A 19,289-nucleotide genomic window follows, 5' to 3' on the forward strand; every position below is an offset into this window, starting at 1 on the left:
ATGGTCGTTTCGCGAACGTCGGCTCGGCGGCGTCACGGCCCGCGACCGTACGATGGCGCTCGACATGTCCGAGAGCATCCGCGTCTTCCTCCTCGATGACCACGAGATCGTTCGGCGTGGCCTGGCGGATCTGCTGGCCGAGGAGCCGGGCATCGTCGTCGTGGGCGAAGCCGGCGAGGTCGCCGGCTCAGCGGCGGCGATCGTCGCGACGGGGACCACGGTCGCCGTGCTCGACGGTCGACTGCCCGACGGCAGCGGCATCGACGTGTGCCGGGACGTGAAGTCGGCGGCGCCGTCGATCGGCTGCGTGATCCTGACCTCGTACGACGACGACGAGGCGGTGCTCGCCGCCGTGCTGGCGGGAGCCGACGGCTACCTGCTGAAGGAGGTGCGCGCCACGCGGCTCGTGGAGGGCATCCGGCGCGTCGCCGCGGGCGAGTCGCTGCTGGAGCCCGCCGTCGTCGAGCGCGTCATGAGCCGGATGCGCGGCGAGCCCTCCCCCGACTCCCCGCTGTTCGGGCTCACCCCGCGCGAGCGCGAGATCCTCTCCCTCATCGCCGAGGGGCTGTCGAACCGCGAGATCGGCGCGCGCCTGTTCCTCGCCGAGAAGACGGTGAAGAACTACGTCAGCGGGATCCTCTCCAAGCTCGGCATGCAACGGCGCACGCAGGCCGCGGTGCTCGCGGCGGAGTGGTTGCCGAAGGATGGTCGCGCGGCCCGCTAGTCGTCCGCGGATGACGCGCGCCGCCTGCAGTGCCGGGCCTGCCGCACGGCGGTCCTCGCGTCGACGCCCCTGCGCGTGCCGGACCCGTAGTCGGCCGTGCTCCAGTGCGCGACGACGCGCAGCTCGCGGCCGCGCAGCGGTACTATCCGCGGGATGCGCGAGGCGGAGCGCGGCATGCAGATGTGGAGCTCGTCGGGCACTCGGGTCGTCGGAGCCCGGCTGGCGAGGGCGAGGAGGCTGACGCAGGCGAGGACCCCGCCGGCGTCCCACGCTGCGGTGACCTCCTCGGGTAGGTCGCGCAGGGCGTACCAGCCGCGCCGCAGGCGCCGGCTGCGCCGCCCATCGCCCCAGAGCCGCAGCGCGTCACGCGTGTACCCGAGGTCGAGCAGCTCGGCGGCGGAGGCGATGCCGCCGAGCGCTCGGATGTCGGCATCGAGGTGGATCGGGCTGCGCGTCATCGCATCATGATGCGGGGGTCCGCACCCCCGCCCCTTGCCCGCCGTCGGTCTCGTGGCCCGCGGTGGCCTGTCGTGCGCTGGGGAGGACGCGTGCCGATTCGGCGGATGCGCCCGACCACCGAACGCCGGACGCGCCGCTTCGGAGCCGAACAGCGACGCTTCCGCGCTCGGAACGCGGGGTGCGGGATTCGCGTCCACGTTCCTTCCACTCTGCAGGACTTTCGTGACGAATGATCGTTGAATTCCTGCAGAGTGGAAGGAGCTCAGCCGTGAAATCCGAACCCTGCGAAGCAGCACCCCGCGCGGGGCCAGGGGGCGGGTCGAAGCCCGCGCGGCGAGAGAGGGCTCAGACGGGGGCGGCGAGGAGCTGCACCGTCACCGTGCCGCCCTTGGTCGGCTGGCTGCCGACCGGCACGAAGCCGAGGCGGGCGTGGAAGGCGAGGCTTCCGGGATTCGGCGGGTCGAGGTTCACCTCGCAGGTCACTTCGCGACGACCCTGCTCGCGGGCGAGCGAGAAGACGCGGTCGTACAGCACGGGGCCGAGCCCGCGGCCGCGCTGCGACTCCGCGATCACGATGCGGTCGACGTAGAGGCTGTCGACCCCGCGCTGCTCGAAGAAGCGGAAGTTCTCGCTGTCGTAGGCGGCCCCCGGCGCCAGCGCCAGGACGAAGCCGACCAGCTCGCCCTCGGTCGACTCGATGCCGAGCGGCAGGGCGGCGAGGCCCACGAGCGCGGCCAGGTCATCGGGCGACGTGATCGGCACCGCCGGGTAGGCCGCGTCGTTCAGCGGGGCGATGCGGGCAGCATCCTGCGCCGTCAGCGGGACGAGGCGCAGATCGTCGGGCAGAACGGCGGGGGCGGGCGGGGAGGACACGCGGCGGCTCCAGGTGGGTGAGGGGTGGGCGGGAGGGGCGAGTCCCCCGGTCCGCAGGCTAGCAAGACCCGTGCGCCGATACGCTCGGCCCATGACGAGAATCGCCGACCTGCCCGACACCGTCGACATGCTCATCATCGGCGCCGGCACCGCGGGGCTCGTCGCGGCGAAGACCGCGGCCGGGTTCGGGGCGACCACCGTGCTCGTCGAGGCGCACCGCATGGGCGGCGACTGCCTCTGGACGGGCTGCGTGCCGTCGAAGTCGCTCATCGCCGCCGCCGAGATCGCGCAGAGCGCCCGCGACGGCGGACACCTCGGCGTGCATGTGGACGGCGTGCGCGTCGACTTCGCCGCCGTCATGGGGCACGTGCACGATGCCATGCGCACCATCGAGCCCGTCGACTCGATCGAGACCATTGAGCAGTCCGGCGCCCTCGTCGTCATGGGCCGCGCGCGCTTCACCGGTCCGCGCAGCGCCGAGATCGACGGCCGCCCGATCGCGTTCCGCCAGGCGATCATCGCCACCGGCTCCGCCCCGACCCTGCCCGACGCGCCCGGCATGGACGGCGTCGCCGTGCTGACGAGCGACGACGTCTGGGATCTCACGACCCTGCCCGAGCGCCTCGTCGTCATCGGCGGCGGCGCCATCGGCTGCGAGCTGGGGCAGGCGTTCGCCCGGCTCGGCTCGCACGTCGCCCTCGTGCAGCGCGGCCCCCGGCTGCTGCCGAAGGAGGACGAGAGCGCCTCGCGGCTCGTGACCGCGGCGCTCGAGGACGACGGCGTCGACGTGCGGCTCGGCACGCAGGTCGTGCGGGTCGAGGCGGGCGAGGACGGCGAGAGCGGCATCCTGCACCTGGACGACGGCACCGCCCTGCCCTTCGACCGCCTGCTCGCGGCACTCGGCCGGGCTCCCCGCACCGACGACGCGCTCGGGCTCGCCGCCGCGGGGGTCGACACCGACGAGCGCGGCCACGTCGTCATCGATGCGACGCTGCGCACCAGCAACCCGCGCATCCGCGCCGCGGGCGACGTCAGCGGCCTGCCGCAGTTCACCCACACCGCCGGCGTCAACGGCAGCGTCGCCGCCACCAACGCGGTGCTCGGGCTGCGCCGCACCGTCAGCGAGGTCGTGCCCCGCGTCACCTTCACGCACCCCGAGGTTGCCGCCGTCGGGCTGCAGCCCTCCGAGGCAGAGGCCAACGGATGCTCGGTGCAGACCGTCGACCACCACCACGTCGACCGTGCCATCGCCGACGACCGCACGACCGGATTCACCTCGCTCGTGATCGACGGCTCGGGCCGGCTGCGCGGAGCCCTCATCGTCGGCCCGCGCGCCGGCGAGTCCCTCGGCGAAGCGTCCCTCGCCGTGACGCAGAAGCTCAAGACGAGCGCGATCGCCGGCTCCACCCACGCCTACCCGACCTACAGCGACGCGTTCTGGAACGCCGCCGTCGCCGACGTGCGCGGCCGCCTGCGCACGGGCGCCGTCGGGGCCGCCGTGCGAGTGCTCGCGCGATTCCGCGCCGCCGTCGTGCGCTGAGAGGCCCGGCTACACTCCGAGCGCGAGCAGCACGAGCAGCGTCACGTTGAGCGCCACGAGCAGCCCCGCGGCGACGATCGCGAGCGCGGTCGTCAGCCGGCTGTTGACGGCCGAGCCCATGAGGCCGCGATCGGCGGTCAGCCGCACGAGCGGGATGAGCGCGAAGGGGATGCCGAAGCTCAGCACGACCTGGCTCAGCACGAGGGCGAGCGTCGGGTCGACGCCGACCGCGAGCAGCAGCAGGGCCGGCGCGATCGTCACGGCGCGGCGCACGAGCAGCGGGATGCGCACCCGCAGCAGCCCCTTCATGATCTCGGCGCCCGCGTAGGCGCCGACGCTCGTCGAGGCGAGACCGCTCGCGAGCAGGCCGATGGCGAAGAGCAGCGCGATCGGCTCGCCGAGCGCCGAGCCGAGCGCGGCGTGGGCGCCTTCGAGCGTGTCGGTGCCCTCGACGCCCTGCAGGTTGGCCGCGGCGAGCAGCAGGATGACGACGTTGACGCTGCCCGCGATGGCGAGCGCGACGGTGACGTCGACCTTCGTGGCGCGCAGCACGCGCGTGCGCTCGACGCCCGCCGCGACGAGCCCGAAGCGGTCGCGGGTGAGCGCGGAGTGCGCGTAGATGGCGTGCGGCATGACGGTGGCGCCCAGGATGCTCGCCGCGAGCAGCACGGACTCGGTGCCCTCGAACATCGGCACGAGGCCGCCCACGGTCTGCGCGGCATCGGGCGGCCCGACGACGAGCCCGGCGCAGAACCCGATCGCGATCACGAGCATGAGCCCCGTGACGATGCGCTCGAAGGGCTTCGCCCCGTGGCGGGACTGCACGACGAGCAGCAGCATTGACACCGTGCCCGTGATGATGCCGCCGAGCAGCAGCGGCAGGTCGAACAGCAGGTACAGCGCCACGGCACCGCCGATGACCTCGGCGACGTCGGTGGCCATCGCCACGAGCTCGGCCTGCCCCCAGTAGCCGAGCCGCGCCCCGCGGCGGCGGAACCGCCGACCGAGCGCCTCGGGCAGGCTCAGGCCCGTGACGAGCCCGAGCTTGGCGGAGAGGTACTGGATGAGCCACGCCATGACGTTTCCCGTGACGACCACCCAGACGAGCAGGTAGCCGAAGAGGGCTCCCGCGGTCATGTTGGCGGCGACGTTGCCCGGGTCGAGGTAGGCGACGCCCGCCACGAGCGCCGGCCCGAGCAGGGGCGCGACGAGGAGCGCGCGGCGCGCGGGAGGAGCATCCAGCAGATTTTTCGGCACGCCGAAATATTAGACGGAAAGCTCCACGGTGATCCAGACCGCCGCGGCGAGCGACGCGGGCAGGGCGGGCAGAGCGGCGGCGCCGAGCGCGGCGGCGCGCACCACGACGCCCTCGGACGAGCTCGCCGTCACCTCGAGCTCGGCGTCGAGGGCGATGCCGAGCCGCTCGAGCTCGCGCAGGCCCGCCGGATCGCGGTCGCTGAGCCGCACCACCCGGCCCCGTGCGCCGGCGGCGGCGAGGTCGAGCCGCACCGCGGCGGGCCGCTCGATCGTTCCGTCGGGACCGGGGATGAGGTCGCCGTGCGGATCGCGGCGTGGATGCCCGAGCTGCACGTCGATCGCCGCGAGCAGCCGATCGCTGAGGGCGTGCTCGAGCACCTCGGCCTCGTCGTGCACCTCGTCCCAGCCGTAGCCGTGCACCGCGACGAGCCAGGTCTCGATGAGCCGGTGCCGGCGCAGCATCGCCAGCGCCCGCTGCTCCCCCGCGGCCGTCAGCCGGATGGCCGCGTACGGCCGGTGGTCGACGAGCCCCGCCGCGCCGAGCTTCTTGACCATCTCGGTGACGCTCGAGGGCGCGAGCCCGAGCCGCACCGCGAGCTCCCCGGGCGTGATGGGCTTCGGCTGCCACTCGGTGTGCGAGTAGATCGTCTTCAGGTAGTCGTCGGCCGCCGTCGAGGCGGCGCCGCTCGACTCGGCCCGCACCCCCGACTCGACCACGGGCTCAGCCCTCGGCGCGCGCGCGCAGCACCGCGGCGAGCGCCGCGAAGGCGCGTGCGCGGTGACTCGTGGCGTTCTTCGCCTCGGCCGAGATCTCGGCGGCGGTGACCTCCAGGCCCTCGGGCACGAAGACCGGGTCGTAGCCGAAGCCCCCTCCCCCGGCGGCCTCCGCCGCGACGGAGCCCGGCCAGATGCCGAGCTCGACCGTCTCGAACGGTGCGCCGTCGACGATCTCGCCCGGGTCGACGAGCGCGGCGGCGCAGGTGAACTGCGCAGCGCGGTCGGCTCCCTCGCCCCGCGCGGCGAGCTGCTCGAGCAGGTGCCGCACGTTGGCGGCGTCGTCGCGGTGACCCGAGTAGTAGGCCGAGTGGATGCCCGGCGCCCCGCCGAGCGCATCGACCGAGATGCCCGAGTCATCGGCGATGGCCGGCAGTCCCGTATGCTTCGCGGCCGCGCGGGCCTTGATGAGGGCGTTGGCGGCGAAGGTGTCGCCGTCCTCCTCCGGCGCGGGCCCGTCGTAGGTGACGAGCTCGAGCTCGGGAACGGCGGCGCCGAGGATGCGCTGCAGCTCGGCGACCTTGTGGGCGTTGTGCGTCGCGACGACGACCCTCATCGCCCGAGCGCCTCGCGCTGGAGGTGGCTGAGCGAGAGGCAGCCGCCGAGGGCCAGGTCGAGCAGGGCATCCAGCTCGGCGCGGTCGAAGGGGGCGGCCTCGGCGGTGCCCTGCACCTCGACGAACTTGCCGCTCCCGGTGACGACGACGTTCATGTCGGTCTCGGCGCGGCTGTCCTCCTCGTAGGGCAGGTCGAGCATGGGCACGCCGTCGACGATGCCGACGCTCACCGCGGCGAGCGAGTCGGTGAGGGCGGTGGCCTTCTTGCCGATGAAGCCCTTCTCGCGGCCCCACTCCACGGCGTCGGCGAGCGCGACGTAGGCGCCCGTGATCGAGGCGGTGCGCGTGCCGCCGTCGGCCTGCAGAACGTCGCAGTCGATCTTGATGGTGTTCTCGCCGAGCGCCTTCGTGTCGATGACGGCGCGCAGGGCGCGGCCGATGAGGCGCGAGATCTCGTGCGTGCGGCCGCCGACGCGGCCCTTCACGCTCTCGCGGTCCATGCGCTCGTTGGTCGAGCGGGGCAGCATGCCGTACTCGGCGGTGACCCACCCGCTGCCCTTGCCGACGAGCCAGCGCGGCACACCGTTGGTGAAGCTCGCGGTGCAGAGCACGCGGGTTCCGCCGACGGTGATGAGGGCGCTGCCCTCGGCCTGGGCGCTCCAGCCTCGCTCGATCGTGACGGGGCGCAGCTGGTCGGGGGTGCGGCCGTCGGCGCGCAGGCCGGCGGATTCGGCGATCGTGGTCATGGGGTGCCTTTCGGGAGGGGGATGGCGCCGGTCGGGAACGACTCGACGCGGGTGACCTCGGGGCCGAGGAACCGCGCGGCGAGCTGCCGGAAGCGGTCGGTGTCGGAACCCGTGGCCTCGAAGACGTGGTGGGGGGCATCCTGCCGGTCGCTCAGCAGGGAGTGCGCGACCAGGCGGCCGTACACGTCGTACGCCGTCTGCTCGGCGCTCGAGACGAGGGAGACCTCGGGGCCGACGACGTACTGGATGGCGCCGGCGAGCAGCGGGTAGTGGGTGCAGCCGAGCACGAGGGTGTCGATGTCGGCGGCGATGAGCGGGGCGAGGTACTGCTCGGCCGCGGCGAAGAGCTCCGGGCCGCTCGTGACGCCCGCCTCGACGAACTCGACGAAGCGGGGGGCGGCGGCCTGCGTCAGCACGATGCTCGGATCGGCGACGAAGGCGTCGGCGTAGGCGCGCGAGTTGATCGTGCCCTCGGTGCCGATGACGCCGATGCGCTTGGTGCGCGTGCGCCGCACGGCCTGGCGAACGGCGGGCTGGATGACCTCGACCACGGGGATGCCGTGGCCCTGCTCGAACCGCTCGCGGGCATCCCGGAACATGGCGGCGCTCGCGGTGTTGCAGGCGATGACGAGCATCTTCACGCCCTGGTCGACGAGCTCGTCCATGACGGCGAGGGCGTGCTCGCGCACCTGCGCGATCGGCCGGGGGCCGTAGGGGCCGTTCGCCGTGTCGCCGAGGTAGAGGATCTGCTCGCGCGGCAGCTGATCGATGATCGCGCGGGCCACGGTGAGGCCGCCGACGCCGGAATCGAAGACTCCGATCGGTGCGCTGCTCACGCCCGACAGTCTAGGTGCGGGGCACGGCGGCCCGGGCGGCGGGCGGCTCGCGCGGGGTCGGCTCGCGCGCGCTCAGTACGCCGTGCGGGCGCGCTCCTGCGCGACGACCTCCTCGCGGTCGGCCAGGCGGCGCAGCCCCGCGAGCGGCTGCGCCATGCGGTGATTGCCCCGGATGACCGGCTCGACCCGGTCGAGGAACGCCCAGTACCCCGCCGTGAACGGGCAGGCGCTCTCGCCCAGGCGCTTCTTCGGATCGAAGCGGCACCCGCCGCAGAAGTCGCTCATGCGGTCGATGTACGCCCCGCCCGAGGCGTAGGGCTTCGTCGCGACGAGCCCTGCGTCGGCGAACTGGCTCATGCCGACGACGTTCGCGGGCATGACCCACGGGGTGCCGTCGACGAAGGCGCCCTGGAACCAGGCGGTCAGCTCAGCGGGGTCGTAGCCGCGCTGCAGCGCGAAGTTGCCGAGGATCATGAGCCGCTGGATGTGGTGAGCGTAGCCGGTGCGGCCGACGCCCTCGAGCACGTGGCTGAGGCAGCGCGCCTGCACGGCCTCGCCGTCGAGCTGCCACCACTCCTCGGGCAGCGGCGTCGTCGCCCGCAGGTGGTTGCTGCGCTCGACGTAGTCCTCGCCGAGGTGCCAGTACAGGTGCCAGACCCAGTCGCGCCAGCCGATGAGCTGCCGCACGATGCCCTCGACGCTCGGCAGCGGGGCGCGGCCCGCGTCGTGCTCCGCGACGACGCGGGAGACGATCTCGAGCGGGTGCAGCAGTCCGAGGTTGAGCGCCACGCTGAGGCGGCTGTGCGCCATCGTGTCGTCGCCCGCCAGCGAGGCGTCCTCGTAGGGCCCGAAGTCGCCGAGCCGGGACTCGATGAACTCGTCGAGGGAGGCGAGGGCCTCGTCGCGCGTGACGGGGAACGCGCGCGGGGCATCCCGCCCCAGGAACCGCACGCCGTCGGCCTCGAGCGCGTCGAGGGTCTCGCGCACGCTCGCGTCGATGTCGTCCTCGACGGGCGCCCAGGGCTCGGGAAGGCCGAGCGACACCGCGTCCTTCGGGGGCTTCTCGCGGTTGTCGTGGTCGTACGAGAACTGCCCGCCGACGGGCTCGCCGCCCTCCATGAGGATGCCCGTGCGGGTGCGCACCTGCCGGTAGTAGCGATCCATGAGCAGCTGGGTCGCCGTCTTGCCCTCGGCCCAGCGGGCGAACTCCTCGCGCTCGGTGACGAAGCCCCGATCGGGCAGGATGCTCGCCCCGAGCCGCTCGACGAGCCGCCGCTGCGCCCACGAGGTCGCGCCGACCACCTCGAGCGCGCCGCCCGTCATGCCCCGCTCCTCCAGCGCCGCCCGGTAGGAGCCGCTCACGACGAGCTCGCCGCGGTCGCCCAGCTCGCGCGCCCGATGCCGCAGCGCGCTGAGGTACAGGTGCGCCTTGAGCCGGTGGGTCGGGCGACGCCGGAACACCTCGTGGTTCTCGATGAGCACGATCGGGCCGCCGTCGTCGAAGTGGGGGCCGAGCTGCTCGGCGGTCAGCCAGCGGGTGGCGGCATCGGTCATGCCGCGAGCCTAGGCATTTAGGCTGAGCGCGTGACGACCGCGCAGCCCACCGACCGCACGTCCCTGCTCACCGATCGGTACGAGCTGACGATGATCGAGGCGGCCCTGCGCTCGGGCCGCGCGCACCGCGAGTGCGTCTTCGAGGTGTTCGGCCGCCGCCTGCCGGGCGATCGCCGCTACGGCGTGCTCGCCGGCACGGGCCGGGTGCTGGAGGCCATCGGGCGCTTCCGGTTCGGCGCCGCCGAGCTCGACTGGCTCTCGCAGCAGCGCGTGGTCGACGACGCGACCCTCGCCTTTCTCGCCGACTACCGGTTCACCGGCTCCATCGAGGGCTACCGCGAGGGCGAGCTGTACTTCCCCGGCTCGCCCCTCATGACCGTGCGCGGCTCCTTCGCCGAGGCGGTCGTGCTCGAGACCGTCATCCTCAGCATTCTCAACGCCGACTCGGCGGTCGCCACGGCGGCGGCCCGCATGGTCTCGGCGGCCGACTGCCGCAGCATCGCCGAGATGGGGTCGCGCCGCACGGGCGAGGCCTCGGCCGTGTCGTCGGCCCGCGCGGCCTACATCGCGGGATTCAGCGCGACCTCGAACCTCGAGGCGGGGCGTCGGTGGGGCATCCCGACGATGGGAACGGCCGCGCACGCCTTCACGCTGCTGCACGACTCGGAGGAGGAGGCGTTCCGCGCGCAGGTCGACTCGCTCGGCCCGGGCACCACCCTGCTCGTCGACACCTACGACGTGCGCCGCGGCGTCGAGACCGCCGTGCGCGTCGCCGGCCCCGAGCTCGGAGCGGTGCGGCTCGACTCGGGCGACCTGCCCACGCTCGTGCGCGAGGTGCGCGCGCAGCTCGACGAGCTCGGAGCGACGCAGACCCGCATCACCGTCACCAACGATCTCGACGAGCACTCGATCGCGGCGCTCCGCGGCGCCCCCGTCGACTCCTTCGGGGTCGGCACCGCCGTCGTCACCGGCGCGGGCGCCCCCGCCGCCGGCTTCGTCTACAAGCTCGTCGCCCGGCGCGAGCAGGGCTCCTCCGGCGACTGGACGCCCGTCGCCAAGGCCTCGAGCGGCAAGGTCGGGCGCGGCGGCACCAAGCGCGGTGCCCGCCTCATCGGCGCCGACGGCATCGCGCGGGCCGAGCACGTCATCATCGACGACGATCACGACGGGATGCCCGAGGCGGGCTTCACCGGCATCGAGCCGCGCGCCCTCACCGTGCCGCTCATGATCGACGGAGAGCCCGACCCCGCCGCCCTCGGCGCCGCGGGCGTGCGCGCGGCGCGGGAGCACCGCGCGTCGGCGATCGCCGAGCTGCCTCCCGAGGCCTTCCGGCTCGGGCGCGGAGAGCCCGTGCTGCCGACCGTCTACCGGTAGGCCCGCGGGCCGCGCGGCTCAGCCGGGCCGGGCCCAGCATGAGACGGCCCTCATCGCCGTCTCACGCTCCGATCACGCGCCGCGTCGACGATCGCTGACATGACCGCTCCCGCTCCCGTCATCCGCCCCGACTCCACCTCGGCCGCGCGCTCCGTGATCGTCGAGGCCCCGCTGCCCTGGTGGACGTCGATCGCCGTGCTCGGCGCGGCGATCGCCCTCGTCTCCGTGCCGCTCGCGGCCGTCCTGCTGCTGACCGAGACCGGTCCCGCACCCGATCCGTTCGTCGCGGCGATCGGCGTCGCGCTCCACGTCCCCTGGGCGCTCATCATCGTCTTCCTGCTCGCGGGCCTCGTCGAGCGCGTCGGGGCGGTGTTCCTCGCCGATCGCCGGGGCGCACCGGCAGCACCGCGCATCGACCCGGAGGATCCCGACGCGCCGCGCGTACTGGTGCAGCTGCCGTTCTTCAACGAGCCGGCCGTCGCGCGACGGGCGATCCTCGCCGCCGCGGCCCTGGAGTGGCCCCGCGACCGCCTCGTCATCCAGGTGCTCGACGACTCCACCGATCCGGTCGCCCGCATGATCGTCGACGAGGCATGCGCGATCGCCCGCGGGCAGGGCGCGACGGTCGAGCTGCGCAGGCGGGAGGAGCGCGCCGGCTACAAGGCCGGTGCCCTCGAGGAGGGCCGTCGCGCGAGCGATGCCGAGTTCATCGCCATCCTCGACGCCGACTTCCTGCCGCCGCGCGACTTCCTGCTGCGGGCCGTCGCCGGCTTCCGCGACGAGCACGGCGTCGACGACGAGGGGCTCGCGGTCGTGCAGGCGCGCTGGGGGCACCTCAACGCGGACGAGTCGTGGCTCACCTCCGCGCAGTCGCTCTGGGTCGACGACCATCACGTGCTGCAGATGTCGTGGCGGTCACGGGCGTGGGAGTTCGTGAACTTCACGGGCACCGCGGGAGTGTGGCGGGCATCCGCTATCGAGGCGATCGGCGGGTGGCGGGCCGCCAGCCTCGTCGAGGACTGCGAGCTCAGCGTGCGCGCGCTGCTGCACGGCTACCGCACCCGGTTCCTGCCCGATCTCGTCGCGCCCGCCGAGCTGCCCGCCTCGCTTCCGGCGTACCGGGCGCAGCAGCGGCGCTGGACCCGGGGCTGGGTGCAGCTGCAGCGCCTGCACCTCGGGAGCCTGCTGCGCCTGCCCGGCGCGCCGTTGCGTCGACTGCACGTGCTCTACCACGTGCTCATCCCCTGGCAGTGGGCGCTCTGGGGCGCCTGGATGCTCATCCTGCCGCCCCTCGTCGCGATGGGCGCCTGGGCCGGCGCCGTGGGGCCGGGCGTCGGTGTCGCCGTCTACCTCGCGCCCCCGCTCACCTGGCTGCTCGTCTCCACCGTGCTGAGCGCCGTCGAGACCGCCCGCCGCGACGACGATCGCCTCACGGTGCGCGGCGTCGGCCGGCGCGTCCTGCGGGCCGGTCCGCAGGCGGTGCTCACGACCGGGATGCTCCCGCACCAGTTCATGGCCGCGCTCGAGGGCCTCATCGGCGAGCTGCACGCCGAGTTCGAGCGCACACCCAAGGCCGGCGGCTCCCCCGCCCGCACCCGGAGCACCGCCGGGGCCCTGCCCACCGCCTCCACCGCCCGAGCGGGCGGTCGCGATGCGACCGCCGAGCGCTACGCCGCCGCCGACCTCTTCGCGGTGCTGTACCAGGCCTTCTGGGCCGTCGTGTTCCTCGCCGAGGGCCTCGCCTGGAGCGGGCTCGCCGCAGCCGCCGTCGCGGTCTGCGTCGCCGTCGTCGGCGGCGTGCCGCGCCGGGCGCGCGAGAGCTGGATGCACCGACCGGGGGCACGACGGCGCCGAGCCGTGCGGCGCGTCCTCGCCGAGCGACGCGCGGCGACAGCCGCGGCGGCCCGGACAACGGCATGAGAGGAGCAGGACGAGGGCGCGACACCGGTCGCTGACTCGACGGCAGGGCCTCAGCCCGCGACGGCCTCCGCCTCGGGCGCCTGCACCCGCTGCCCGACGACGGCGCTCACGCCGTCCTGCCGCATGCTCACGCCGTAGAGCGCGTCGGCGATCTCCATCGTGCGCTTCTGGTGGGTGATGATGATGAGCTGGCTGCTCTCGCGCAGGTCGCGGAAGATCGTCAGCAGGCGGCCGAGGTTGGCGTCGTCGAGCGCTGCCTCGACCTCGTCCATGATGTAGAACGGGCTCGGCCGGGCCTTGAAGATCGCGATGAGCAGCGCGACCGCCGCGAGGGAGCGCTCACCGCCCGAGAGCAGGCTGAGCCGCTCGATCTTCTTGCCCGCGGGCTTCACCGTCACCTCGATGCCCGTCGTGAGCATGTTCTCGGGGTCGGTCAGCAGCAGCTGGCCCGTGCCGCCCGGGAACAGCACGGGGAACACCCGGTCGAAGGCGTCCTTCGTGTCAGCGAAGGCGGCGGCGAAGATGTGCTGCATCGTCTCGTCGAGCTCGTCGATGATCGTCAGCAGGTCGCGCCGGGTGTCGGCGAGGTCGGTGAGCTGCTCGCTGAGGAACTTGTGGCGCTGCTCGAGCGCGGCGAACTCCTCGAGCGCGAGCGGGTTGACGCGGCCGAGCTGGCTGAGCTTGCGCTCGGCCTTCGCCAGCCGGGCCTGCTGCTCGCTGCGCACGAAGGGCCGGCCGGCCACGAGGGGCTCGACCGGGGGCATCCCCTCGCCCTGCCCCGCGCCCTCGGCGTCGCGCGCCGCGTGCGGGGCCGACTGGGCGACGAGCGCGGCGACGCGCGCCGACTCCTCGTCGCTCGTGACGTCGAGCAGGGGCGCGTCGGGGTCGGGGTCGACGCGGGATGCCGCTTCCGCGGCCACGGCGTCGGCGACGGCCCGCGCGGCGGCCGTCAGCGCGTCGTCGTCGGGAACGGGCGACTCGGGGCCGTACTCGGCCACCAGAACCTCCTCGTCGAGCCCGAGCTCATCGGCCGCGCGCTCGAGCAGCTGCGAGAGGTGGAGCTTCTTCTCGTAGATCTGCAGCTCGAGGCCGTGCACGTTCTCGGTGATGGCGTGCAGGCGCTCGCGCAGCTGCGATTCGCTGCGGCGCAGCTCGACGAGCTCCTCGTTCTGGGCGGCGCGCTCGGTCTCGGCCCGGTGCAGCTCGACCCGGGCCTCGGCGACGGAGCGGTCGACGGCGGTCAGCACGGCGGGCAGCGAGTCGGCGACGGTGCGGGCCCGCTCGACCTGGCGCTGGCGCAGCACGGCGCGCCGCGCGGCCTCCTCGGCGGCCGAGCGCTCGGCCTCGCGGCGGCGCTCGAGCTGCATGGCGCCCTCGCGCGCGGCGCGCACGCGCTCGCGAGCGGTCTCGAGCGCGATGCGGTGCTCGGTCTCGGCGGCGCGCACGGCGTCGAGCTCGACGACGAGGCCGTCGCGGGCGCTCGCGTCGAGCATGGGGCGCGGACGGGCGGCGAAGTCGTCGTGCGCGGCCACGGCGCGCTCGACGCCGCTCTCGGCCTCGCGCACGACCTCGGCCGCGCGCTCCCCGGCGCCGGCGAGGCGCTCGGCCTCGGCCTCGGCGGCCTCGACCTGCGCGCGGGCGCGGCTGAGCTGCTCGCTGCGGGCGGCGCGCTGGGCGTCGTGATCGCGCACGGCGGCGAGCGCCGCGGTGGCGGCGGCCTTCGCCTCGGCGAGCTCGGCGCGCGAGCCGTCGAGCGCGAAGCGGGCGCGCTCGATGCCCGTCGCGACGTCGGCGAGGCGCTCGGCGGCGGCATCGCGCTCGGCGGCGAGCTCGAGCCGGCTGCGGCCCGCGCCCGATCCGCCGCGCAGCACGCTGCGGGTGAGCACGTCGCCCTCGCGGGTCACGACCGTGACGCTGCCGGCGGCCTCGCCGAGCTGCTCGATCGCGGGCCAGGCGGCGCGCGCGGCCCCGAGATCGTCGGCGATGAGCGTGCGGGTCAGCAGGGCGAGCACGCCCGCGGGGGCGGTGACAACGCTCGCGGCGGCGGTGAGGCCGGGAACGGCGGCGGGCCCGGCCGGCGCGGGGCTCCCGAGCTCGGCGAGGACGACCTCGACGCGGCCGGCCTCGGCCGCGCGGGCCCGGTCGAGCGCGGCGAACCCGGCGTCGGCGTCGTCCACGAGCACGGCCTCGGCGAGGCTCCCGAGGGCGGCGGCGACGGCCGCCTCGAAGCCCGGGGTGACCTGCACGTGGTCGGCCACGAGTCCGCGCACACCGCTCGAGCCGAGCAGGCCCGAGGCGCCGTCGCCCGAGTCGATGGCCTGCGAGAGGGCGCTGACGCGGGCGGCGAGGGCGTCGCGCTCGCGCTCGAGGCCGTGCAGGGCATCCCGTTCGCCGTCGAGGCGGCCCTGGATGGCGGCGACCCGCTCGTCGGCCTCGCGAAGCGCGGTGTCGAGCTCGGCGTCGGCGCCCTCGGCCTGCTCGAGCGCGGGCAGCGCGGCGAGCTCAGCGCGCGTCGACTCCTGGCGGGCGAGCGCGGCCTCGAGGGCGTTCTGCTGGCGCAGCTGCTCGCCGCGCGCGGCGGCGAGGGTCGAGCGGGCGACCTCGACGCGGCTCGCGAGGCCCGCGAGCTCGAGGTCGTGCTGCGAGACGAGCGCCGACTGCGCCGCGATCTCCTCGTCGAGCGAGTCGAGGGCCGCGCGGGCGGTCGCGGTGCGGGCGGCGGCCTCGCCGACGGCGCGCTCGGCCTCGGCGACACCGGAGGTCAGCTGCTCGGCCTCGGCACGGGCCTCGTCGACCATCGACTGGGTGACGGTCGACTGCATGCCCGGCAGCTCCGACTGCTGGCTCAGCAGGGTGAGCTTCTGCTGCGTGAGGGTGCTGAGCGACCGCAGGCGATCCTGCACCTTCTCCAGCTCGAAGGCCGTGCCGCGCGCGCGGTCGACGGCGTCGCCGACCATCTGCGCCTCGATGCGTTGCACCCGCAGCCGGGCCTGGTCGAGCTGGCTCTGCACGACGAGGCGCTCGCTCGTGCGCTCGCTCTCGGTGCGGTGGTGGTCGGCGAGGGCGGTGCGCAGGGCGACGACCTCGTCGGCCAGCAGGCGGGAACGGGCATCCCGCACGATCGCGGCGATCGTCTGGGCCTCGCGCGCGATCTCGGCCTGCCGCCCCAGCGGGGTCAGCTGCCGCCGGATCTCGCCGGCGAGATCGCTCAGCCGCGTGAGGTTCGATTGCATGGCCTCGAGCTTGCGCACCGTCTTCTCCTTGCGACGGCGGTGCTTGAGGATGCCCGCGGCCTCCTCGATGAAGCCGCGGCGCTCCTCGGGGCTCGCGTGCAGCACCGAGTCGAGCCGGCCCTGCCCGACGATGACGTGCATCTCGCGCCCGAGCCCGGAGTCGCTCAGCAGCTCCTGCACGTCGAGCAGCCGGCACGAGGCGCCGTTGATGGCGTACTCGCTGCCGCCGTTGCGGAACAGCGTGCGCGAGATCGTCACCTCGCTGTACTCGATCGGCAGGGCGCCGTCGCTGTTGTCGATGGTGAGCTGCACCTCGGCGCGGCCGAGCGGGCCGCGCGTGGCGGTGCCGGCGAAGATGACGTCGCTCATCGTGCCGCCGCGCAGCGTCTTCGCCCCCTGCTCGCCCATCACCCAGGCGAGCGCGTCGACGACGTTCGACTTGCCCGAGCCGTTGGGGCCGACGACGCAGGTGACCCCGGTCTCGAACTGGAAGGTGGTCGGCTGCGCGAACGACTTGAAGCCCTTGATCGTCAGGCTCTTCAGGTGCACGCGGCGGCTCCTCGCGATGACGGGCGGACGGGACGATCGGATCGATCGAGGCCTACCGTACCGGCTCGCGCGCCAGTATCCTGGCGGGCTGGCCGCACGGCGGGCCCGCCGGCGGCGGTGCGACGAGAAGGGTTCGGCATGAGCGACATCACGATCACCGAGGTCGTCATCCCGGCGAGCCTCGACGCCGACGACGCGGCCGAGTTCCTCGCCTGCGTCGAGGTGCGCAACGCCGCGAACCGGCACGACTCCGGCGGCACCGACCTCGACTACAGCGCCGAGGAGCTGCTGCCCGGCTGGCAGAAGACCACCTTCGAGCCGAAGAGGATGCTCGCCGCGCGTCTCGACGGCCGCCTCGTCGCCCGGGGCGTCTACGAGACCCGCACCGACGAGGCCGCCGACACCGTCTGGCTCTTCATGGAGGTGCTGCCGGAGGCGCGCGGGCACGGCGTCGGCGCCGCCCTCGGGCGCCGCATGGAGGAGATGGCGCGCGCCGAGGGCAAGACGCGGGCGATCGCCTACGCGCCCTCCTGGAAGCAGGGCGGCATCCGCATCCCCTCCCCCACGGGCTTCGGCTCGGTTCCGGCGGGCACCCCCGAGGTGCGCCTGCTGCAGAGCTTCGGGTACACGCTCGAGCAGGTCGAGCGCGGCAGTCGCCTGCCGCTGCCGCTCGAGCCCGGCCGGCTCGAGGCCGTGCGCGACGAGGCCCGGCGGCGCGCCCCCGAATCGGAGTACCGCGTGCACACCTGGATCGACGCGACCCCCGTCGAGTGGCGCGAGGACATCGCGCACCTGCTGACCCGCATGAGCACCGACGCGCCCACCGCCGGGCTGGAGGAGCCCGAGGACGTCTGGACGGTCGAGCGCCTCGTCGAGGACGAGCGCTTCGAGCAGGACAGCCCGCGCACCTCGCTCACCGCCGCCGTCGAGCACGTCGCGAGCGGCCGGCTCGTGGGCTTCACCGAGATGACGGCCCCCGCCGAGCGCGACCGTCCGGCCTCGCAGGAGGACACCCTCGTGCTGCGGGAGCACCGCGGGCACCGCCTGGGCACGCTGCTGAAGGCCGAGAACCTGCTGTTCCTCGAGCGGGTGCGGCCGGGGCATCCCGCGGTCATCACGTACAACGCCGAGGAGAACCGGCACATGCTCGACGTCAACGAGGCCCTCGGCTTCGTGCCCTTCGCCTACGAGGGGGCGTGGCGCAAGACCCTCTAGGCCGTCGCCTCGGCCGCGGCGAGGTCGGCCATGACGCGCTGCAGGTCGAAGCGCTCCGACCCGAGCTCCCGTCGCACGCGCTCGAGCTGCACCGGGACGTGCCCGGCCTCCGTCTTGCGGGTCGACGGCAGGGCGGCGAACGCGCGCTCGCCCTCCTCGAGCGACGCCCGCGCGCCCTCGGCGTCACCCGAGGCGGCGAGGGCCGCCGCGCGGTAGGGCAGGAGCACGGCGAAGAACGTCTCGGCTCCCCGACGGCCCCGCAGCCGCTCGACCGCCGAGGTCAGGATGCGGGTCGCCCCCGGCGCGTCGCCCTTCTCCAGACGGCTGATCGCTCGGGCGCTCGACGCGAGCGCGAGTACGCCGCGCCCGCCCATCGCCCGCAGATCGCTGAGCCCCTCCTGGTTCTCGGCGCGCCACTCGCGCAGCGCGGCGCGGCGGGCGCGGGTCATCACGGCGATGCGCCGGGTCGCGATGCCGCCCGCGAGCAGCGCGACGACGCCGAGGATGATGCCGGGCACCGGATCCTCGCCGAGGAGGAACACGACGGCGAGCGGCGTGAGCACGACGGCGAAGACGAGGGAGATGATCAGCACGGGAGCCTCCGGGGCGCGGGTGGACCGGCGGCCCGATGCCGGGCGCAGACGAGGAGCGCGATCGGTCACGAGAGAGTCTCGCGAACCGCTCGTCGAGCCTATCGACCGCGGCGGGATGCCCGGCTCAGGCCGCGCGCAGCCGCTGGCAGCCCGGGCAGAAGTGCGAGCCGCGGTTCATGAACTGCTCGCGCACGATGAGGCGGCCGCAGCGCTCGCAGGGCATGCCCTGCTGGCCGTAGGCGCGCAGGGAGTGGCTGAAGTAGCCGGAGGCGCCGTTGACGTTGACGTACTGCGCGTCGAAGGAGGTGCCGCCCTCGTCGAGGGCGCGGCGCAGCACCGTGCGCACCTCGCTCAGCAGCTCGCGCGCCTTGCGGGTCGAGATCGAGCTCGTCGGCTGGTCGTAGTGCAGGCGCGCGGCCCACAGCGACTCGTCGGCGTAGATGTTGCCGATGCCGCTCACGAGGGTCTGGTCGAGCAGCGCGCGCTTGATGCCGGTGCGCCGGGAGCGCAGGGCGCTGAGGAAGCGCGCCTCGTCGAAGGCCGGGTCGAGCGGGTCGCGGGCGATGTGCGCCACCTGGCCGGGCACGAGGGGCAGGGGGCTGCCGTGGCCGCCGGCAGCGGCATCCGGCGTCGCCTGCAGCGGGTCGATCGCCATGGAGCCGAAGATGCGCTGATCGACGAAGTCGACGCGCAGGGCTCCGTGCTCAGGGTGGTGCACGTCGAACACCAGGCGCGTGAGCGGCGCGACCTCGGCGTCGCGGGCGCGCAGCAGCACCTGGCCGCTCATGCCCAGGTGCACGACGAGCGCCTCGACGGGCTCGCCGAACGCGCCGGATTCAGGCGTGCTCGAGGCGAATGCGCTGCCGATCGCGAGCGGCATCCACAGGAACTTGCCGCGCCGCACCGCCGCCGCGACGTGCGCGCCGGCGAGCCGCTCGACGAAGTCCTCGGCCGGGCCGTCATGGCGCTTGAGCGACCGGGCGTCGAGCACGATCACCCGCTCGATGCGGGCACCGGTGACGGCGGGGGCCAGTCCGTGGCGGACGACCTCGACCTCGGGCAGTTCGGGCATGGCGGCGGGATGCC

General features: G+C 74.3%; 16 protein-coding genes. 5 read left to right on the top strand and 11 right to left on the bottom strand.

Translation table 11 applies throughout. The annotated features are described in order from the left end of the window. The first annotated feature begins 64 nt into the window (after positions 1 to 64). Positions 65 to 724 carry a LuxR C-terminal-related transcriptional regulator gene (locus OVN18_RS01065; protein ID WP_267781419.1) on the top strand — a complete coding sequence of 220 codons (660 nt, stop codon included), beginning with the start codon at positions 65 to 67 and terminating at the stop codon, positions 722 to 724. Here the strand turns inward: OVN18_RS01065 and OVN18_RS01070 are convergent. Together OVN18_RS01070 and OVN18_RS01075 are read right to left on the bottom strand one after the other, a co-directional pair. Then, complete coding sequence (locus OVN18_RS01070; RefSeq protein ID WP_267781420.1) at positions 721 to 1,182, bottom strand: hypothetical protein; 462 nt, start codon at positions 1,180 to 1,182, stop codon at positions 721 to 723. The genes OVN18_RS01065 and OVN18_RS01070 overlap by 4 nt on opposite strands. Positions 1,183 to 1,528: 346 nt before the next feature. Then, positions 1,529 to 2,056 carry a GNAT family N-acetyltransferase gene (locus tag OVN18_RS01075; RefSeq protein WP_267781421.1) on the bottom strand — a complete coding sequence of 176 codons (528 nt, stop codon included), beginning with the start codon at positions 2,054 to 2,056 and terminating at the stop codon, positions 1,529 to 1,531. A 91-nt stretch (positions 2,057 to 2,147) separates the two neighbouring features. Here OVN18_RS01075 and OVN18_RS01080 point away from each other — a divergent pair, with 91 nt between their 5' ends. Beyond that, positions 2,148 to 3,596: a dihydrolipoyl dehydrogenase family protein gene (locus OVN18_RS01080; protein ID WP_267781422.1), complete on the top strand. Its 1,449-nt coding sequence runs from the start codon at positions 2,148 to 2,150 to the stop codon at positions 3,594 to 3,596. Between the two features lie 9 nt (positions 3,597 to 3,605). On the opposite strand, the gene OVN18_RS01085 is transcribed toward OVN18_RS01080, so the two are convergent. The 6 genes from OVN18_RS01085 to OVN18_RS01110 form a co-directional block, all read right to left on the bottom strand. Then, positions 3,606 to 4,853, bottom strand: a complete 1,248-nt coding sequence (locus OVN18_RS01085; RefSeq protein ID WP_267781424.1) for an Nramp family divalent metal transporter — start codon at positions 4,851 to 4,853, stop codon at positions 3,606 to 3,608. A 9-nt stretch (positions 4,854 to 4,862) separates the two neighbouring features. Further along, positions 4,863 to 5,570 carry a metal-dependent transcriptional regulator gene (locus OVN18_RS01090; protein ID WP_267781426.1) on the bottom strand — a complete coding sequence of 236 codons (708 nt, stop codon included), beginning with the start codon at positions 5,568 to 5,570 and terminating at the stop codon, positions 4,863 to 4,865. A gap of 4 nt (positions 5,571 to 5,574) precedes the next feature. Continuing rightward, the gene (gene rdgB, locus OVN18_RS01095; RefSeq protein WP_267781428.1) at positions 5,575 to 6,183 is read right to left on the bottom strand and encodes an RdgB/HAM1 family non-canonical purine NTP pyrophosphatase; all 609 of its coding nucleotides are present in this window, start codon (positions 6,181 to 6,183) and stop codon (positions 5,575 to 5,577) included. Continuing rightward, positions 6,180 to 6,929, bottom strand: coding sequence for a ribonuclease PH (gene rph, locus OVN18_RS01100; protein WP_324287717.1), 750 nt, complete (start codon positions 6,927 to 6,929; stop codon positions 6,180 to 6,182). The genes rdgB and rph overlap by 4 nt, the downstream gene beginning before the upstream one ends. Then, positions 6,926 to 7,774, bottom strand: coding sequence for a glutamate racemase (gene murI, locus OVN18_RS01105; protein WP_267782845.1), 849 nt, complete (start codon positions 7,772 to 7,774; stop codon positions 6,926 to 6,928). Before murI ends, rph begins: the two co-directional genes overlap by 4 nt. 63 nt (positions 7,775 to 7,837) lie before the next feature. After that, positions 7,838 to 9,319: a cryptochrome/photolyase family protein gene (locus OVN18_RS01110; RefSeq protein ID WP_267781429.1), complete on the bottom strand. Its 1,482-nt coding sequence runs from the start codon at positions 9,317 to 9,319 to the stop codon at positions 7,838 to 7,840. A gap of 90 nt (positions 9,320 to 9,409) precedes the next feature. Between OVN18_RS01110 and OVN18_RS01115 the strand changes: the two genes are divergently transcribed. Both OVN18_RS01115 and OVN18_RS01120 read left to right on the top strand, forming a co-directional pair. Next, entirely contained in the window at positions 9,410 to 10,693 is a 1,284-nt protein-coding gene (locus OVN18_RS01115; RefSeq protein WP_267782848.1) for a nicotinate phosphoribosyltransferase, read from the top strand. A 99-nt stretch (positions 10,694 to 10,792) separates the two neighbouring features. Next, positions 10,793 to 12,613, top strand: coding sequence for a glycosyltransferase family 2 protein (locus tag OVN18_RS01120; RefSeq protein ID WP_267781431.1), 1,821 nt, complete (start codon positions 10,793 to 10,795; stop codon positions 12,611 to 12,613). Between the two features lie 50 nt (positions 12,614 to 12,663). Here OVN18_RS01120 and OVN18_RS01125 read toward each other — a convergent pair whose 3' ends face one another. Beyond that, the gene (locus OVN18_RS01125) at positions 12,664 to 16,395 is read right to left on the bottom strand and encodes a chromosome segregation SMC family protein (protein ID WP_267781432.1); all 3,732 of its coding nucleotides are present in this window, start codon (positions 16,393 to 16,395) and stop codon (positions 12,664 to 12,666) included. Positions 16,396 to 16,533: 138 nt separating this feature from the next. Here OVN18_RS01125 and OVN18_RS01130 point away from each other — a divergent pair, with 138 nt between their 5' ends. Continuing rightward, positions 16,534 to 17,610: a GNAT family N-acetyltransferase gene (locus tag OVN18_RS01130; RefSeq protein WP_267781433.1), complete on the top strand. Its 1,077-nt coding sequence runs from the start codon at positions 16,534 to 16,536 to the stop codon at positions 17,608 to 17,610. Here OVN18_RS01130 and OVN18_RS01135 read toward each other — a convergent pair. Both OVN18_RS01135 and mutM read right to left on the bottom strand, forming a co-directional pair. Further along, positions 17,607 to 18,203 carry a hypothetical protein gene (locus tag OVN18_RS01135; RefSeq protein WP_267781434.1) on the bottom strand — a complete coding sequence of 199 codons (597 nt, stop codon included), beginning with the start codon at positions 18,201 to 18,203 and terminating at the stop codon, positions 17,607 to 17,609. The genes OVN18_RS01130 and OVN18_RS01135 overlap by 4 nt on opposite strands. Positions 18,204 to 18,327: 124 nt before the next feature. Then, entirely contained in the window at positions 18,328 to 19,275 is a 948-nt protein-coding gene (gene mutM / locus OVN18_RS01140; RefSeq protein ID WP_267781436.1) for a bifunctional DNA-formamidopyrimidine glycosylase/DNA-(apurinic or apyrimidinic site) lyase, read from the bottom strand. Positions 19,276 to 19,289 lie beyond the last annotated feature (14 nt).

Source organism: Microcella daejeonensis (genome assembly GCF_026625045.1).
In the GTDB taxonomy this organism is placed as follows: Bacteria; Actinomycetota; Actinomycetes; order Actinomycetales; family Microbacteriaceae; genus Microcella; species Microcella daejeonensis.

Bases quoted from the DNA above. Each gene is read 5' to 3' on its own strand.
- rdgB (WP_267781428.1), bottom strand. From the start codon at position 6,183: ATGAGGGTCGTCGTCGCGACGCACAACGCCCACAAGGTCGCCGAGCTG.
- OVN18_RS01065 (WP_267781419.1), top strand. From the start codon at position 65: ATGTCCGAGAGCATCCGCGTCTTCCTCCTCGATGACCACGAGATCGTT.
- OVN18_RS01115 (WP_267782848.1), top strand. From the start codon at position 9,410: ATGATCGAGGCGGCCCTGCGCTCGGGCCGCGCGCACCGCGAGTGCGTC.
- OVN18_RS01070 (WP_267781420.1), bottom strand. From the start codon at position 1,182: ATGACGCGCAGCCCGATCCACCTCGATGCCGACATCCGAGCGCTCGGC.
- OVN18_RS01110 (WP_267781429.1), bottom strand. From the start codon at position 9,319: ATGACCGATGCCGCCACCCGCTGGCTGACCGCCGAGCAGCTCGGCCCC.
- mutM (WP_267781436.1), bottom strand. From the start codon at position 19,275: ATGCCCGAACTGCCCGAGGTCGAGGTCGTCCGCCACGGACTGGCCCCC.
- OVN18_RS01080 (WP_267781422.1), top strand. From the start codon at position 2,148: ATGACGAGAATCGCCGACCTGCCCGACACCGTCGACATGCTCATCATC.
- OVN18_RS01130 (WP_267781433.1), top strand. From the start codon at position 16,534: ATGAGCGACATCACGATCACCGAGGTCGTCATCCCGGCGAGCCTCGAC.
- rph (WP_324287717.1), bottom strand. From the start codon at position 6,929: ATGACCACGATCGCCGAATCCGCCGGCCTGCGCGCCGACGGCCGCACC.
- OVN18_RS01120 (WP_267781431.1), top strand. From the start codon at position 10,793: ATGACCGCTCCCGCTCCCGTCATCCGCCCCGACTCCACCTCGGCCGCG.